General features: G+C 44.7%; 17 protein-coding genes. 8 read left to right on the top strand and 9 right to left on the bottom strand.

All coding sequences use genetic code 11. The annotated features are described in order from the left end of the window. Positions 1–89: 89 nt before the first annotated feature. Entirely contained in the window at positions 90–1,094 is a 1,005-nt protein-coding gene (locus Q0C29_RS06225; RefSeq protein WP_291999794.1) for a MoxR family ATPase, read from the bottom strand. A 121-nt stretch (positions 1,095–1,215) separates the two neighbouring features. On the opposite strand from Q0C29_RS06225, the gene Q0C29_RS06220 reads away from it, so the two are divergent. Continuing rightward, entirely contained in the window at positions 1,216–2,253 is a 1,038-nt protein-coding gene (locus tag Q0C29_RS06220) for an aminotransferase class I/II-fold pyridoxal phosphate-dependent enzyme (RefSeq protein ID WP_291999793.1), read from the top strand. Continuing rightward, positions 2,219–3,028 (top strand): adenosylcobinamide-GDP ribazoletransferase, encoded by an 810-nt coding sequence (gene cobS, locus Q0C29_RS06215; protein WP_291999792.1) that lies wholly within the window; start codon positions 2,219–2,221, stop codon positions 3,026–3,028. Before Q0C29_RS06220 ends, cobS begins: the two co-directional genes overlap by 35 nt. On the opposite strand, the gene Q0C29_RS06210 is transcribed toward cobS, so the two are convergent. Further along, positions 2,975–3,202, bottom strand: coding sequence for a ribonuclease P protein subunit (locus Q0C29_RS06210; RefSeq protein ID WP_291999791.1), 228 nt, complete (start codon positions 3,200–3,202; stop codon positions 2,975–2,977). The two genes, cobS and Q0C29_RS06210, sit on opposite strands and share 54 nt — an antisense overlap. A gap of 372 nt (positions 3,203–3,574) precedes the next feature. Between Q0C29_RS06210 and Q0C29_RS06205 the strand changes: the two genes are divergently transcribed. Continuing rightward, positions 3,575–4,003, top strand: a complete 429-nt coding sequence (locus tag Q0C29_RS06205; RefSeq protein ID WP_291999814.1) for a 30S ribosomal protein S19 — start codon at positions 3,575–3,577, stop codon at positions 4,001–4,003. An 11-nt stretch (positions 4,004–4,014) separates the two neighbouring features. Next, on the top strand, positions 4,015–4,482 hold the full coding sequence (locus Q0C29_RS06200; RefSeq protein ID WP_291999790.1) for a 30S ribosomal protein S17: 468 nt from the start codon (positions 4,015–4,017) through the stop codon (positions 4,480–4,482). 100 nt (positions 4,483–4,582) lie between these two features. Here the strand turns inward: Q0C29_RS06200 and Q0C29_RS06195 are convergent, their stop codons facing one another. From Q0C29_RS06195 to Q0C29_RS06180, 4 genes are all read right to left on the bottom strand, one after another. Further along, the gene (locus Q0C29_RS06195; RefSeq protein ID WP_291999789.1) at positions 4,583–5,014 is read right to left on the bottom strand and encodes a HepT-like ribonuclease domain-containing protein; all 432 of its coding nucleotides are present in this window, start codon (positions 5,012–5,014) and stop codon (positions 4,583–4,585) included. Next, the gene (locus tag Q0C29_RS06190; RefSeq protein WP_291999788.1) at positions 4,980–5,459 is read right to left on the bottom strand and encodes a nucleotidyltransferase domain-containing protein; all 480 of its coding nucleotides are present in this window, start codon (positions 5,457–5,459) and stop codon (positions 4,980–4,982) included. Before Q0C29_RS06190 ends, Q0C29_RS06195 begins: the two co-directional genes overlap by 35 nt. Before the next feature lie 211 nt (positions 5,460–5,670). Then, positions 5,671–6,549 (bottom strand): 2-amino-4-hydroxy-6-hydroxymethyldihydropteridine diphosphokinase, encoded by an 879-nt coding sequence (gene folK / locus Q0C29_RS06185; RefSeq protein ID WP_291999787.1) that lies wholly within the window; start codon positions 6,547–6,549, stop codon positions 5,671–5,673. Further along, positions 6,542–7,285, bottom strand: coding sequence for an SDR family oxidoreductase (locus Q0C29_RS06180; protein ID WP_291999786.1), 744 nt, complete (start codon positions 7,283–7,285; stop codon positions 6,542–6,544). The genes folK and Q0C29_RS06180 overlap by 8 nt, the downstream gene beginning before the upstream one ends. A gap of 256 nt (positions 7,286–7,541) precedes the next feature. On the opposite strand from Q0C29_RS06180, the gene htpX reads away from it, so the two are divergent. Continuing rightward, a complete protein-coding gene (gene htpX / locus Q0C29_RS06175; protein ID WP_291999785.1) occupies positions 7,542–8,537 on the top strand; it encodes a zinc metalloprotease HtpX in 996 nt (331 codons plus the stop codon). Between the two features lie 68 nt (positions 8,538–8,605). Here the strand turns inward: htpX and cyoE are convergent, their stop codons facing one another. From cyoE to Q0C29_RS06160, 3 genes are all read right to left on the bottom strand, one after another. Further along, complete coding sequence (gene cyoE / locus Q0C29_RS06170) at positions 8,606–9,448, bottom strand: heme o synthase (protein ID WP_291999813.1); 843 nt, start codon at positions 9,446–9,448, stop codon at positions 8,606–8,608. Positions 9,449–9,516: 68 nt separating this feature from the next. After that, positions 9,517–10,083, bottom strand: coding sequence for a GTP cyclohydrolase I (gene folE / locus Q0C29_RS06165; RefSeq protein WP_291999784.1), 567 nt, complete (start codon positions 10,081–10,083; stop codon positions 9,517–9,519). A gap of 59 nt (positions 10,084–10,142) precedes the next feature. After that, a complete protein-coding gene (locus Q0C29_RS06160; protein WP_291999783.1) occupies positions 10,143–10,295 on the bottom strand; it encodes a hypothetical protein in 153 nt (50 codons plus the stop codon). A gap of 117 nt (positions 10,296–10,412) precedes the next feature. Here Q0C29_RS06160 and lysA point away from each other — a divergent pair, with 117 nt between their 5' ends. The 3 genes from lysA to Q0C29_RS06145 all read left to right on the top strand — a co-directional run bounded on the left by lysA (position 10,413) and on the right by Q0C29_RS06145 (position 14,637). Then, positions 10,413–11,615 carry a diaminopimelate decarboxylase gene (lysA, locus tag Q0C29_RS06155; RefSeq protein WP_291999782.1) on the top strand — a complete coding sequence of 401 codons (1,203 nt, stop codon included), beginning with the start codon at positions 10,413–10,415 and terminating at the stop codon, positions 11,613–11,615. Between the two features lie 62 nt (positions 11,616–11,677). Further along, positions 11,678–12,643 (top strand): radical SAM protein, encoded by a 966-nt coding sequence (locus tag Q0C29_RS06150; RefSeq protein ID WP_291999781.1) that lies wholly within the window; start codon positions 11,678–11,680, stop codon positions 12,641–12,643. Between the two features lie 1,013 nt (positions 12,644–13,656). Continuing rightward, positions 13,657–14,637, top strand: a complete 981-nt coding sequence (locus tag Q0C29_RS06145) for a DNA double-strand break repair nuclease NurA (RefSeq protein WP_291999780.1) — start codon at positions 13,657–13,659, stop codon at positions 14,635–14,637. Position 14,638: the final 1 nt, after the last annotated feature.

Here is a 14,638-nt window from a genome sequence, read left to right as displayed (position 1 = left end):
CCTAATGAAGCTCCATGACGCAGGTAACTAAGAACTAGCACTCGGCTTCAAATGCGGCTGAGGATGGTGAGGAATGCTTCAGGGGATCTTCACCTCCTCATTGTCCTCGTGGTTATGGTTACTGCCTCATCGAACTTCCTCGCTATGTAATCCCTCTTCTCCCCCTCGCTTGAGAAGCTTCCCCTAACTACGTGAGCCATGTTGGCTAATACCTCCTTCTTAAGGTCACTTAATGCCGGCTCCCTCCTCTCTATCCATGCCTTAGCCATAGTGTTGGCTAGGGCGTATATTGAAGCCCTTATGCTTGGTGAGACTTCAATTATACCGTCCTGGTTCATTAAGGTTATGAAGTTTGTTAAAACCTCAGTAAGCATGCTTGGTGTCTTAACCCCAATGTGGCTTAAGGTTAAGTTAGCCTTCCACTCCAATATAGCCTTAAGCAGTTCCTTATCAGGGTACTGAATCTCAACAACCTTCATCCTATCCGCCAACGCCTCACTAAGCTCATACACCCCAGAGTACTCAGCTGGGTTTGATGTAGCTATCATTAGGAAGTCACTCCTAATCCTAAAACCCCTAATGAAGACGTAGTGCTCTTGAAGAACCTGAAGCAGTGATGCTTGACTATATGGGTTAAGCCTATTTATCTCATCCATTATGAGAACTTTACCGTGGGAGAGGACCAGGGGGCCTGGTATGTAGGCTAGAGGGTGGTCTAGGCCTGCCTGAAGAGCAACCGCTATGTCAATATCCCCAGTGAGCTCAGTGGCCGTCATGTGGCTGTGGCAAGCCACCTCAATGTAGGGTGGATTATCTAAGGCAAGTATACCAGCTATCTCCTCCGCAAGGGTTGTCTTACCAACACCCACAGGGCCCATTATCATCACGTGCCTACCCACGGATAAACCACTTAACACGTCAAGCGTTGCCTCACCAAGCCCCCTGAGGCTTGATTCAAGTGACTTAAGTATATTATTAACGCCCTTCTCCCTAATAGCCTTAACCACCTTAGTCTCCATGCTTACTGGTTCACGTCTAAGTAAACTGGATAATGTTGGTAATGATCCTAGCAGGTCCTTGGAATCACTTTGCATTAGCATTCTCCTAAAACCACTGAATAAAAACCTCTCTCAGGGCTGTAACTAATTTCATGACCGTTCTCGGGCAAGCGGTAATTAGGTAAGTTTATATTTCAAGGGTAATGAGAGGCACGTGGTGAAGTATCACGGTGGGTTAGCTAAACGTGGTGAATTAGACTTCAGCTCCAACATTAACCCCCTTGCACCCCCAGGCTTCATTACTGGGTTGATTAAGGAGTGCGAGTACTCAACATACCCTGACTACACCTACGCTGACTTAAGGGGGGCCGTGGCTAGGTTTAATGGAGTGAGTGAGGATGAGGTCACTCCGGTTAACGGTGCCTCTGAGGGGCTTTACGCATCACTAATGGTTGCTAGGCTACTTGGTAAGAGAAGGTGCCTAATTATCTCACCAAACTACGGTGACCTTGAGTTTGAGGAGTACTGCAGGTTAATTGGGCTTAAGGTTAACCACCACATAATGCCCCACAGTGACTCATCCTACCTGCTTGGGGATGTTAAGGCGCAGGATGATGACGTCATCCTCCTAAGTAATCCAAGTAACCCAACGGGCACCCTGCACAGTAGGGGGGAGTTAATTAACCTAGTTAATGATGCTGGTTTAGTAATAGTGGATGAGGCCTACATTAACTTATCCGTGGACCCATCAATGAGCCTAATTGGCAGCAGGTACAGTAACCTGATTGTGGTAAGGTCCTTAACTAAGGAGATTGGGCTACCTGGGTTAAGGATAGGCTACGTCTACACTCCTAATACTCAAGTAATGGGGTTAATGAGGGCTGTGTTACCCTCATGGAACGTTAACAGCTGCGCAGATAAGGTTGCTAGGGAGGTTTACGGTAAGTATAGTGGAGAATACTCCTCATTCCTTGAGGAGTCGAGGATGGCGGTGAGTAGGCTGAGGGGGATTCTGGTTAATGGGCTTGTTGAATTAGGGTTCAGGGTTTATGAATCCGCAGTCAACTTCGTACTGGCTGAGGCACCCATTGAGGCTAGTAAGCTTTACGAAGCCCTACTCAATAAAGGGATAGTGGTGAGGATGCCTAAGGGCTTTGTGGGGCTTGGAGGCAAACACGTTAGAATAGCTGTAAGGGGGGTTAATGATGAGGAGAGGCTTATTGAGGAGATTAAGAGAATCCTTAATGGGGCTTAGGGGGTTAGTTTCCTTCCTAACAATAATACCGGCTGGGGGAAGCTTCGAGTATGCACCCAGGTACTTCTACCTTGCCCCCTTAATCGGATTACTCGAGGGACTCTTATCAGCATCACCATTACTGGTTAATAAGCCTATTGGGGCGGCATTAGCAACGGCCTTAACCTACTTAATCAATGGGTTTCAACACATGGATGGTTTCCTAGACTTCGGTGAAGCCCTATTAACCGGCAGAAGGGGTGAGGACGCCGTGAGGATACTTAAGGATCCCCATAGGGGGTCCTTCGCGTTAACACTAGGCTTAATCAACGTTATCCTAGTTTACTCATCACTGCTTTCAATGGGTAAGAACGCCCTGGTTACCTTACCCATTACCGAAGCCTCAGCAGCCTACGTAATGTTCATTACGGCATACTTGGGCAAGCCAAGTGAGGGTGGGTTAGGGAGAGTATTCGTAATTGAGGCTAAGGGGAGGGGTGGGTTAGCATTATCCACCCTAGTGTACGCAGTCATTGTAGTTACCGTACCGTTACTTTACCATTGGTGCATATGGACCATATCCATAACTATTACTGTTAGTGCACTGGTAAGTGTACTAATGGCCCTGCTTACGGTTAGGCTAAGCCACTCCAGGTTGGGGTTCGTTAACGGCGATGTACTGGGCTTCTCCTTCGAGTTAAGTAAGGTAACCTTACTTGTAGCCTACTCCACGCTGGGTTACTTACTGAGCGTTAATCCTCTTAATAAGCTTCTTAAGCCCCCTTGGTGTCATTAATACTACGCAGTCGTTTAACCAAACGTAGTACCTACACGACTTAACCGGTATAGTCAACACTCTCCCAGTCTCCGTGAGGAGGCTAATTGTGCCTTCAGTGTGCCCAATCACTAAACCCCTTAGCTTATTCATGTTACTGTTCCTGCAGTCAACAAGCTCAACCCTGAGGGGCATCTTGCTTAAGTCACTTACCCTTTAATATGCGTTAACTTACCTTGAATAATGTACCCCGCCCGGAGGGGCTGGGATCACGGGTGGGGTTACCCCAACTCACCCTTACCCACACCTACGGGGCACTCCTATTAATAAGCCTTAGCTTATAAACGTTCATGAAGCTCTAGTGTGTTTAATCAAAGATTAAGGATTTAGGTTGGGTAAAGGTTATAAAGGTAAGCCTATATTGGGTTAGTAATGTCTAAGAAGCCTGAAGGCAAGGTTGAGGCTAAGCCAACCGCTAAGGCAACTGAGGCTGCTGCAGCCGCACCTGCAGCGGCCGCTGGTGCTGAGGAGGAGAGTAGTGCTGAAGCTGGTAGGAGAGGCTGGATAATGCCTACTCCAATCCCCCAGGAGGAGTGGAAGAATTTCAGGTATAGGGGGTTTACCTTTGATGATTTAATGAAGATGCCTATGAATGAATTCATTAAGCTTCTTCCAGCTAGGCAGAGGCGAACCCTTAGGAGGGGGTTGAGGCCATGCCATAGGCAGTTGCTTGAGAAGATTAGGAGGGCTAGGGCATTTGCAGCTAAGGGTAAGAACATACCCGTTAGGACTCATTGTAGAGACATGATTATATTACCTGAGATGGTTGGTTTAACGGTATACGTCTACAATGGCATAACCTACATTCCAGTACCCATATCCCCATGGCACATTGGGCACTACTTAGGTGAATTCGCTATAACCGCTAAGATAGTGCAGCATGGTGAACCAGGCTTGAAGGCCTCTAAGTCAACACTACACATAGCGGCTAAGTGAGGTGGGTGCCCATGGCTCAATCCAGTAGACTCGTGGTTGAACTCCAGGAAAGACCCAGGCCGGGGGAGGTTATCATGTTACCTAATGGTGAGAGGGTTAGGGTTAGGCACATTGGGGTTCCGTGGCTCCTTCCACCTAAGGCAGTGTGCAATGATGATAAGTGCCCATGGCACGGCCACGTTAAGGTAAGGGGGACAATACTTGAGGGTAAAGTTGTAAGCGTCTACATGGGGCAGGTGGTTATTCAGCATGAGTGGCTCCATTATTCACCCAAGTATAAGAGGTACATGAGGAAGAGGAAGAACATTCACGCCCACCTACCACCATGCATAAGGGTTAACGTCGGCGACTACGTAGTAATAGGTGAAACGAGACCGCTCGCTAAGTTCATATCCTTCGTAGTGCTTGGCAAGAGACCGGACGATGTAACCTCAGTTAACCCTGAGGTAATGGGGGTTCAGCAGTCTCAACAACAGTAGATATAAATCACTTTGATTAATTTAGTAATTTAATCAGTCTCCTAAACTCCCTTATGCTTTGAGTAGCGACTTCATGCGCTCAGTTTTAAGGTTTCCCTAATTAATAATCAATTCCTTTACTCAGAGAAAATTCATATAGCCCTTCAGCAATTCTTAGTATATCCAGGTGTAATGAATCCTTAATCATCCGCCGCACCAATTCTAGGGACACCGTGGAGTATTGGTTAACCACAATGTTTCTGAAACTTATCATTCGCCGGAATAACTCGGCATCATCATTGCCCAAGGCTCCAATCTCAACGAGGAGTTTAGGAATCTCTGAATAGGTGGAGGGGACTTTATATGCGGATTGGCTTAATATTATTGAGCCTATATCAATCAGTGATTGAATACTAACCTGAAGCATGTGCAGTACGGCATTTAAGAGAACATAATCATTAATAACATAATCAACACCATGGCTCTTAACTAAGTTATCCACAGTTTCAATATTACGCTTAATGAGGGCTACTAAGTCGCTTATCCTGCTCATATAAAATCCTCCTCAATGACTTGAGGTATAGGTCCTTAATGCCTTTGGTCCTAAGAAACACCTGAAAGTCCGCGTACTCGCTAAAGACCTTAACCTTCTCATAAACATACTTCCCCCAATCCCTAACATATATCGGTAAACCCCTTACCACCGCATCGTACATAAGGCCAATGGGTAAATCATCAGCATTGAGCGGAACAACGTCTATCCTATCCTCAGGAAGATTAAGTTCAAGCGCTACATCACTGATGAAGCTTGGCAGGGCATTAAACGCTTCATCATTAGTGAACTCAACGCCAATATCAATATCGCTTAATGGCGTGTACCTACCATAAACCAATGAACCAAATAATAGAACTAATTCGAACATTCCTTGATACTTACGGAGGACAAGGCCTTTAAGCCTATTAGCTATGTTAACGCATGTTTGGCTGCACCCATACATCCCTACATAATTGTTTAATGGCTTAATAATCATTCAACTTAGAAAAGTGCACCAGCATTTAAAATTAAAACTTAAGCACCTAACAGTTAGCTTTAATCATGCTGACTGTTCCGCCCCCTTCAAGAGGAGTCATGATTATTGCATCGCAATATTTCACATTATAATAATAAGTGGATACTTATAGAGGTTTGCTAGAAGTATTCTGCAAGACTCAGCCCTCAGCTAATTTCCTTAATTCCTCCGTAAACTCAAGTAATGGCTTCATGTCTTTACCATTAACCCCCTTTATTATTTCCCTAATCGACTTATTTAAACCAGGGATAACTAGGTCTGGGTTTAATTCAAATAATGGTATGGTTAGGAAGGGCCTGGAGTTTATTTCAGGGTCAGGTATCCTTAATCCACTGCCATTAATGATTAGGTTACCGTAGAGTATTAGATCTAGGTCTATGGTTCTTGGCGCATACTTATCACCTACCCTAGTCCTCCCAAGCTCATCCTCTATACTCCTTAGGGTCTCCTTAATAATGATGGGGCTTAAGGCTGTTTTAACCCACACAACGCAATTGTAGTAGGGTGGTTGATTATCTGGTATTGGTTTAGTCAAGTATACAGTGGATACCTTTAGTGGACCGAATTCATTCCTTAACTTAATAATCGCCTCCTTAACGTTACCACTGGGATTAATGTTGGAGCCCACGGCTATGTACACGTCAACTAATTTACTACGCCTCTCCTCAACAACCTCAACACTGGCTGCCTCGGCGCCTGTTAAGGCACCTGGCTTCTCAACCTTAACCCTAACCATCCTAATCCTATGATCCTGTAGGCAAACCTTAGCCACCTTATCCGCAAGCGTCTCAATGAGCTTGAAATCCACGTTACTCACGTATGATATTAACTCATCTTTAAGAACCTTATAATCCACAGTGCACTCAATGGAATCCTTAGCTGCCCCCTCACTTAAGTCAGCCCAAGCATCAACATCAATAACCACTTGCTGAGGCTTAGCCCTTTCACTGGGTTTAACACCAATTATAGTCTCTACCCTAAGCCCCCTGATGCTTATCTTAAACAAGCCCTCATTCACCGTAAACCACCCTTGGCTTAAGGTGGTCACCACCATCAACGTATATTACCTGGCCGGTTACGTAACTACTCTTAAGGAGGAATATAACCGCGTAACCCACGTCCTCAGGGAGCCCACGTTTCCTTAAGGGGACTTGGTTAATCATAGCCTCTATATTACCCTCATCTCTAGGAGGCAGTATGACCCCTGGGGCAACCGCGTTGATAATTATCCTTGGGGCAAGCCTCAGGGCAAGTGACCTTGTTATGGCTGCCAGCATCACCTTGCTTAGGTAGTAGGCGTACCTCTCGAAATTATACCCATCAATCACTGAATCCAGTACGTTAACAACCTTACCTTCATTAACCATGCTTGCGAACTTCAAGGTGAGCATTAATGGGGCCCAGGCGTTAACCTGCATAATCCAGTTAAGGTCATTAATGTTTAAGTCACTTAACCCTATCTTCGGGAACACTGACGCATTATTAATTAGAAAGTTAACCTCACCAGCCTGCTTAAATGACTCATTAATCAATTCATCAACCCCACTTGGCTTGGATAAATCCGCCTTAATGACCCATGACTCCACACCTAAGCCCTCAACCTCCTCCTTAACCCTTAGCGCCTCCTCCATCGAGGAGTTGTAGTGAATGATGACGTTAACCCCCTCCCTAGCCAAGTAACTGCATATTACCTTACCTATCCTACTTGAACCACCAGTAACTAGGGCTGTCTTACCCTTAATTGAATCCACCATACCTCAAGGTGAACCCGCATACTCATATTTATTCCGCGCTTAACAGTGCAGTATTAAGTTCATTAACCATTCCATGGCCTCGTGAATCACGTCCATCTCCTTAAAGTCAGCTTTAGGGATAAGGGTGAGACCGTTGACTCACCACCCTGAAGAACTGGGGCTTCCTTTCATTGGTGAAACGTAAGGTATGGGGTTAGTAATGGTTTACTTAACTATCGTGAGAAAGGTTTTTAACTGCTTAATATACATGCAGCGTATGGATTGGGAGTTAGTTAAACTTAGGTTGTCTATGGCTGGCGTAGCCATAGTTATAATAGGACTTGGCTTAGCAATAGCATTAGGTGTATTAGCCTTAGTCACCGGATCAGTTGCCGCCACAGCCTATACTATAACTGGCATACTGGTGTTCATAATGTTCATAAATATTATACAGTGGCTCTTCGGCCCATACATAATAAACGCCATGTACCACGCGAGGGAGGTTAGCCCAGATGACCCGAAGTACGGTTGGTTAGTTGACATTGTTAATGAGGCTGCTGAGGCTAATGGGATTAAGACGCCTAAGGTTTACATTGCCGATGCACCCTTCCCAAACGCCTTTGCGTATGGTAGCCCAATAGCCGGTAAGAGGGTTGCAATAACTGCACCATTACTTAAGATACTGAATAAGGATGAGATTAAGGCTGTCCTAGGCCATGAGTTAGGCCACCTTAGGCATAGGGATGTGGAGTTCCTAATGTTCATAGGCCTAATACCAGCATTAATATACTGGCTTGGCTATAGCCTATGGTTTAGTGGAATATGGGGGTCATGGTGGGGTGGTGGTGGACGCAACTCTGATTCACCATTCATAATAATGCTGATTGGCCTAGGCCTGTTAGCTGTAAGCTTCGTGTTTAACCTCTTCCTACTAGCCCTAAACAGAATGAGGGAGGCATATGCTGACGTTAACTCAGCGATAACGATACCCGGCGCAGCCAGGAACCTGCAGAGGGCTTTGGCTAAAATATACTTAAGCGTTGATCCAAGGGTTGGTAAGATTATTAGGCGTAATGCCGGCTCTAACTTAAGCCACATGCTCTTCTTCTCACCGTTACCGAAGGATTGGAAGGAGATACCTGAATCAGACGTTGATGAGTTAATAGAGTACTGGAGGAATTATAAGCCTTCAGTTATTGAGGAATTATTCTCAGATCACCCACACCCAGCTAAGAGGATTAGGTTACTTGATAAGTACGCTGAGGGCTACTAATTAAGTTCATTTTCCTCTTCCCCTTCAAAGCTTTCTAAAATTTCTAAATCCATAACCTTAATATATACTTAAACTCTAGATACTATTACGGCTAATAGGAATAGCAGTAGGATTGGGCTTGTCGCCTTAAACATTGTCCTGAAGGATTCATTACTTGGCTTAATAAGGGCCCTGATCGTCACTATTATTCCCGCTAGTGTGGCTGGTATGACTAGGATGTAGCCTATTGGCTTAGCCATGTATAATTGGTAGAGGGCCAGCATGTAGATTATTGAGGCTAAGTTAAGTATTGATATAATTCTCACGCTTGCCTTTTCACCAATCACGGTGGGAAGCATGGGTACATTAACCCTCCTGTAATCATCCCTTGCGTAGTAGGCCAGTGACCAAATGTGGGCTGGGATCCAAACGTATATTACCATTGATAGTAGGATGGCTTCTAATTCAATTGGCTTAGCCATAAGCCACCCTGAGAGTAAGGCTGCATTCCCTGCGAAACCACCAATCACTATGTTTAACCACGTCCTCCTCTTAAGCATTATGGTGTATAGTACTGCGTAGAAGAACCAGCCTAGGGTAATCATTAGGGTTACCCATGGTCCAAGCCAAATGTAGGATAACGTGAAGCCGCTGAGACTCACGGCGATTGAGAAGGTTAACGCATTGAGTGGGGTTACTTTGCCGCTGGGTATTGGACGCTTCATCGTCCTAGTCATTAAGCTATCAATATCCCTCTCATAATACATGTTGAAGGCTGCTGAACCACCTGTTGATAGGAAACCCACTAGCGTTAATTCAATTAACTTAATTGAGTTCACTGAAGGACCCGCTGCGGCAATGTACCCAACTAACGCTGAGAGGACAAGTAGCCATATTACGTGGGGTTTCATTAACTTTAAGTACTCATTAATCATACGCCTAATACTCAATGCCAGTTATTAAAATACCTTACTCGAGTGAAATGAATCATTTAAACTAGTCATATGAGGAACTTATTAAGCCTGAATGGTTTAATGTACTCCAGGAACTCTAACCTTAACGATGAATCACTGAACTTACCCTTATAGGCTATTGAAACCAGGGGGGATGCGCTCCTAACACCCCTAATCATCATGCAGGTGTGGTAAGCCTCAGTGAGCACCATGACGTCTGTTGAGCCTGTCGCTGATGAAACCTCATTCATTATCTGCCTAGTTAACCTCTCCTGTAGTTGAAGCATCCTAGAGTACTTAACCACAATCCTAGGTATCTTACTCACCCCAATAACCTTATCATTAGGTATGTAGGCTACGTGGGCAACCCCAAGCATTGGAAGTAGGTGATGCTCACAGAGTGTTGAGAACCTTACACCAGCCACAATAACCATGTTACTGGAGCCTTCGAAGAGCGTGTACTGAACGTTATCCTCACGGCCATTAGTCAACTCCTCAAGCATGTTAGCAACCCTATCAGGCGTCCTCCTCAACCCCTCCCTCTCAGGGTCCTCACCTATGGCTACCAGTATCTGCCTAACAGCCTGCTTAATTAGAGACTTATCAATACCCATGGAGTCAAGCGTTTACTGCATTCCTTTAAAAAACTCACCAGCGCATGAATCAGGGGTTACTACTGTTCAGTGAGTTTAAGTAATTCCCTCCTCTTAGACTCAATGTACTCAATAATCCTACCCTTAGCGTCCTGAACCCTAGAGCTCACCTGCCTCTTAGCCTCCTCAAGCCTACTATTAGCCAACTCCTTAACCTTACTTGAAACACTCATGGGAGGTTACTAAACGGAGAGCTTTTATAAATTACCTCAATCAACTCAATGTCAAAGCAGTGAAGGCCCATTCCCCGCTTAATTAATAATTAAATACGCCCTAACTCACTTAGAAGCATGGATCCCTGCGTAGCAAATAGGGGTGTAAGCCTCATTGACCTGGCTAATAGGTATGGCACCCCATTAATAGTGTATGATCTTAACTTAATTGAGGAGAATTACAGGTCCATTAAGGATTCCACAGGAGCCAGGGTCCTCTACTCCATTAAGGCCAACCCAAACCTAGCAATACTAGCATTCCTAAGGAAGCTTGGCTCAGGGGCTGATGCAGCCTCACCAGGTGAAGTATTCCTAGCGCTTAAGGCCGGCTTCAAGCCAAGTGAAGTACTGTACACTGGAGCATACTTGTCAAGCGACGATATTAAGTACGGCATTGACTCTGGGGTGATCTTCAACTTTGATTCAAGGAGAGCCTTTGAGAGGGCGGTGGCTTTAGGTTATAAGCCTAGGTTAGTCTTCTTCAGGGTTGACTTAGGCTATGGGAGGGGGTTCACGCCAGGTGTTACGTTGGCTGGTGAGGAGAGCAAGTTCGGCATGTTCCTTAATGATGCTGTTGAGGCATATGGGCTAGCTAAGTCGCTTGGTGTTGAGGAATTCGGCGTACACGCAATGATGGGTAGTAATGTGCTTGACCCTGACTACTTCCTGAAGATAGCTGAATTACTTAGGGAACACGCTAAGGTAATAGAGGAGAAGGTTGGTATTAAGATTCACTACTTCGACATGGGCGGTGGCTTTGGGATACCCTATAAGCCCAGTGAGAAGCCGCTTGACCTCAGTAGGTTAAGTAAGCTTAAGAACCTCTTCCCCGGTGAACTATGGGTTGAGCCAGGTAGGTTCATTGTCGGTAATGCTGGTTACTTAATAACTAGGGTCACTGAGGTTAAGAGGAAGGGGAGTAGGACATACGTTGGTGTTGATGTTGGCATGAATGTTTTAATTAGGCCAATGCTCTATGGCGCATACCACCACATAGTTGCATGTAATGAAGGTGAGGGTACTGAGGTTGTTGATGTTGTTGGGCCAATATGTGAAAACACTGATAAATTGGCTATTAATAGGGAGTTGCCGAGGGTTAAGGAAGGTGACTTACTGGTAATACTTAATGCTGGGGCATACGTATATTCAATGAGCAGTAATTATAATGGTAGGTTAAGGCCAGCGGAGGTCGTGATCTATAATAATGAACACGCCATAAGTAGGTTCAGGGAGACCTTGGATTCATTAACCAGGCTTCAAGTAATCCCAGGCTTCATTTAAGCACACTTGAAGACCAGGCCAATTTAAGCTCACTAGGCTTGGTTAAAGGCATTTAAATAGTGATGATTAGTTTAACTCAGTGGGGACTAGTGTTTCACTACGTCTTTGGCCCTGTACCATCACGTAGATTAGGGAGGTCAATGGGTGTTAATGTTGTTCCACTTAAGTACTGCAACTTTAACTGCATATATTGCCAACTTGGGAGGACTAGGTACCTCATTAATGATCTAAGAATGTTTAGCCCACCTGAGGATATAATTAAGGAAATGGAGACTGCCGTTAAGTCTAGGGATTACGATTACTTAACGTTCATTGGTGATGGAGAACCAACACTTTACGCAGGCTTAGGGGAATTAATAAAGTGGGCTAGGGAAAACCAGGATAAGCCATTGGCAATACTCACTAATGGGGCTAAGTTGACTGATGAAAGAGTTAGGTATTGGTTAAGTAACCTAGATGTAGTGAAGGTAAGCACTGATGCAGGTAATGAGAGAGTGTTTAGGCTTATTAATAGGCCACATAGGGAAGTAACCTTCGAAAGGTTCATTGAAGGCATTGAGAAGTTTCGTGAAGTTTTCCACGGGCAAATATGGAGCGAAGTCATGCTAGTACGGGGTGTGAATGATAATGAGGATGAGGCTAGGCGTATTGGGGAGGCATTACGTAGGTATAAGCCAGATAGGGTGTACGTGATGATACCAACAAGACCCCCAGCTGAGTCATGGGTTAAGCCACCTGAATCAGGCGCATTAATCACGTTTGCGAAAAACCTATCAAGGTATGTGAATAGTGATAAGGTATTCATCATAGATTACATGGAGAGCGGGGAATTCCACATAGATAAGAGTGACCCATTAAACAGTATACTAAGCATTCTTAGAGTTCAACCAATGACAGTGGAGCAGGTGATGAATGTTCTTGAGAGAAATAAACTAGACCCATTAATCCTAGATTCTGTGAGGAGCTTAACTAAGGAAGTGACCTTCAATGGCATTAAATACTTAGTATACTCCAGTGAGCATGATTAACAATTGCACTTAAACACCCAATTCAACTCATTGAACAGAGGCTTAATAAATCCCTTAACCTTTAACGTAGTTAATAGCCGTTTAATGATTCCAGGTAATTAACAGTATTGCTTATTCAATAATCAGCGTGAGACAAGGCTCCTCACTGTTCAGTTGCTGCCACGCATCATCACAATCACTCATACCTTCAATTATTTATAAATCCTTCCACAACCTTACTCAAATTCCTAATGAGATTATGAGCTTTTAAACTTTCACCTAATTTTTAAACCTAGGTTCATGATCATTAAACCCTCTAAGTAATTGAACCCCTAATCTTTACAACGTACTTTAAGCCTCGCCTTTTGGGTGGGGATGCCATGACGGGTTTTAAATATTTAGCTTCTGGGTTGGGTGCCCTCGGTGGGTGAACCTAGTCTTGAGACCCCAGCATAAAAACCCCACCCCCTTAAGACGGGAGGAGGTTATCTTCAAATTCCCTTACCGGGCCCTCAATAACGCTCTCACCACGTTAAAAACCTGTAAACCCTATACAGCTCATAAAACCATTCTACTCCCTTTAGGGAGCTTCTGAATTTAATACGTGGGTTGGTCGTTTTGTTAATCGTGTTGTCCTTCTACTCCCTAATTAGGGAGCTTCGAAGTTGTTTCATCCATACAGCCATCGGATGATGCAAGCAACATCCTTCTACTCCCTTTAGGGAGTTTCCGGTGCTTGTCTTTTTATCCTCGTTTTTAAGCTTTCCCTATTGGTGGGGTGTGGTTGTTCTTTGGAATTGTTAATTTTTGCCTCATTAATGGTTTGTGGGGTTTCTGGTGGTTTTATGTGTTAGTGTGTTTTTAGTGTATTACTCTTCCTGTGGTTTTAGCTTTGTTTTGAATGGTGGGCTTCCGATGGGCTTCCCTTTGGTTAGGTTTTTAATTGAATTGCCTGTGCTTGGGTGCGGATGAGTTGTTTAAGCTTGTTGAGGCTTTGAATGTGGTGAGGGGTAGGGTTGGTGATTTTATGTCCAGTGAGCCTTTCTGACTCTGGTGTTGGTGTTGAGTGTGGGGAGTTGGAGGTTAGGCTTATTGATGAGGCCCCTGCTGGGCCTGTGAGCCTCTTTGGCCTTGATTCCCAATCCTCCATGCTTAGGTTTGAGAATGCTGACGTATACGTGGTCACTGGTGCATTGGTTGGTGAGGAGAATTTGCTTGTTCCCGGTGGTGTTAAGGCTCGTTGGCTTGGGCTTAGGCTTAGGTTTAAGGTTGATGAGAGTTCAGTAAGTGGTTTAGAAAGTGATGCGGGGGAGTATGTTTTGCTTAAATCCAGTGTATTGGGTAGGGTTTTTGATGGTTCTTATAATGAGGAGGCTGTTAGGGATGAGGTTAGGACTGAGGTTGAGGTTAAGTTAACTGAAGCGTATAGGGGAATGGGGGTTAGGGATTCCTTACTACTTATTGATGGGCCAATATTCCCTACGCCTAGGGTATTAACAATGGTGGGTAATCCTTACGCCGACTTATATGAGGACTTCATTAGGCGTAGGGTGAATGCTGTTGATGGGGTTATGGCAGTTGGAGTTGTTAAGAGGATTAGTCAATCAACCTACTACTCCAGGTGTAAGGGCTTTAGTGTTGATGATGATACTTTAATTAAGAATGAGACTGTTAGGCAGTTTGGTGATAGGAGGTTCTTCACAGCAATGATTGGTCCCCTTGAAATAACCATTAATGAACACACCAAGTACGCCTGGTACGTAGCCTCCAGGGTTGGTAAGGAGGTTAACGTGATTAGGGTTGAGGCAATTAATGAGGGGTTAGCTGAGGAGGGGGCTATGCGTTTAACAGTCTACATGGGTATGGATGGTGTACCAATACCAGTAAGCATAGCTGATAGGTTATCCAGGAGGCTTAACGTAAGCTTAACTAGGCTACTTGCATCATTGTCACCATTGAGGTTAACCTACGAGGGCTTGGAGGAATTGAATAGGGTAATGAGGGAGGGTGAGTAGC

The organism is Caldivirga sp., from assembly GCF_023256255.1.
Lineage (GTDB): Archaea > Thermoproteota > Thermoprotei > Thermoproteales > Thermocladiaceae > Caldivirga.
The sequence above is the reverse complement of the archived record's forward strand: the minus strand, read 5'-3'. Positions and strand labels throughout refer to the sequence as shown.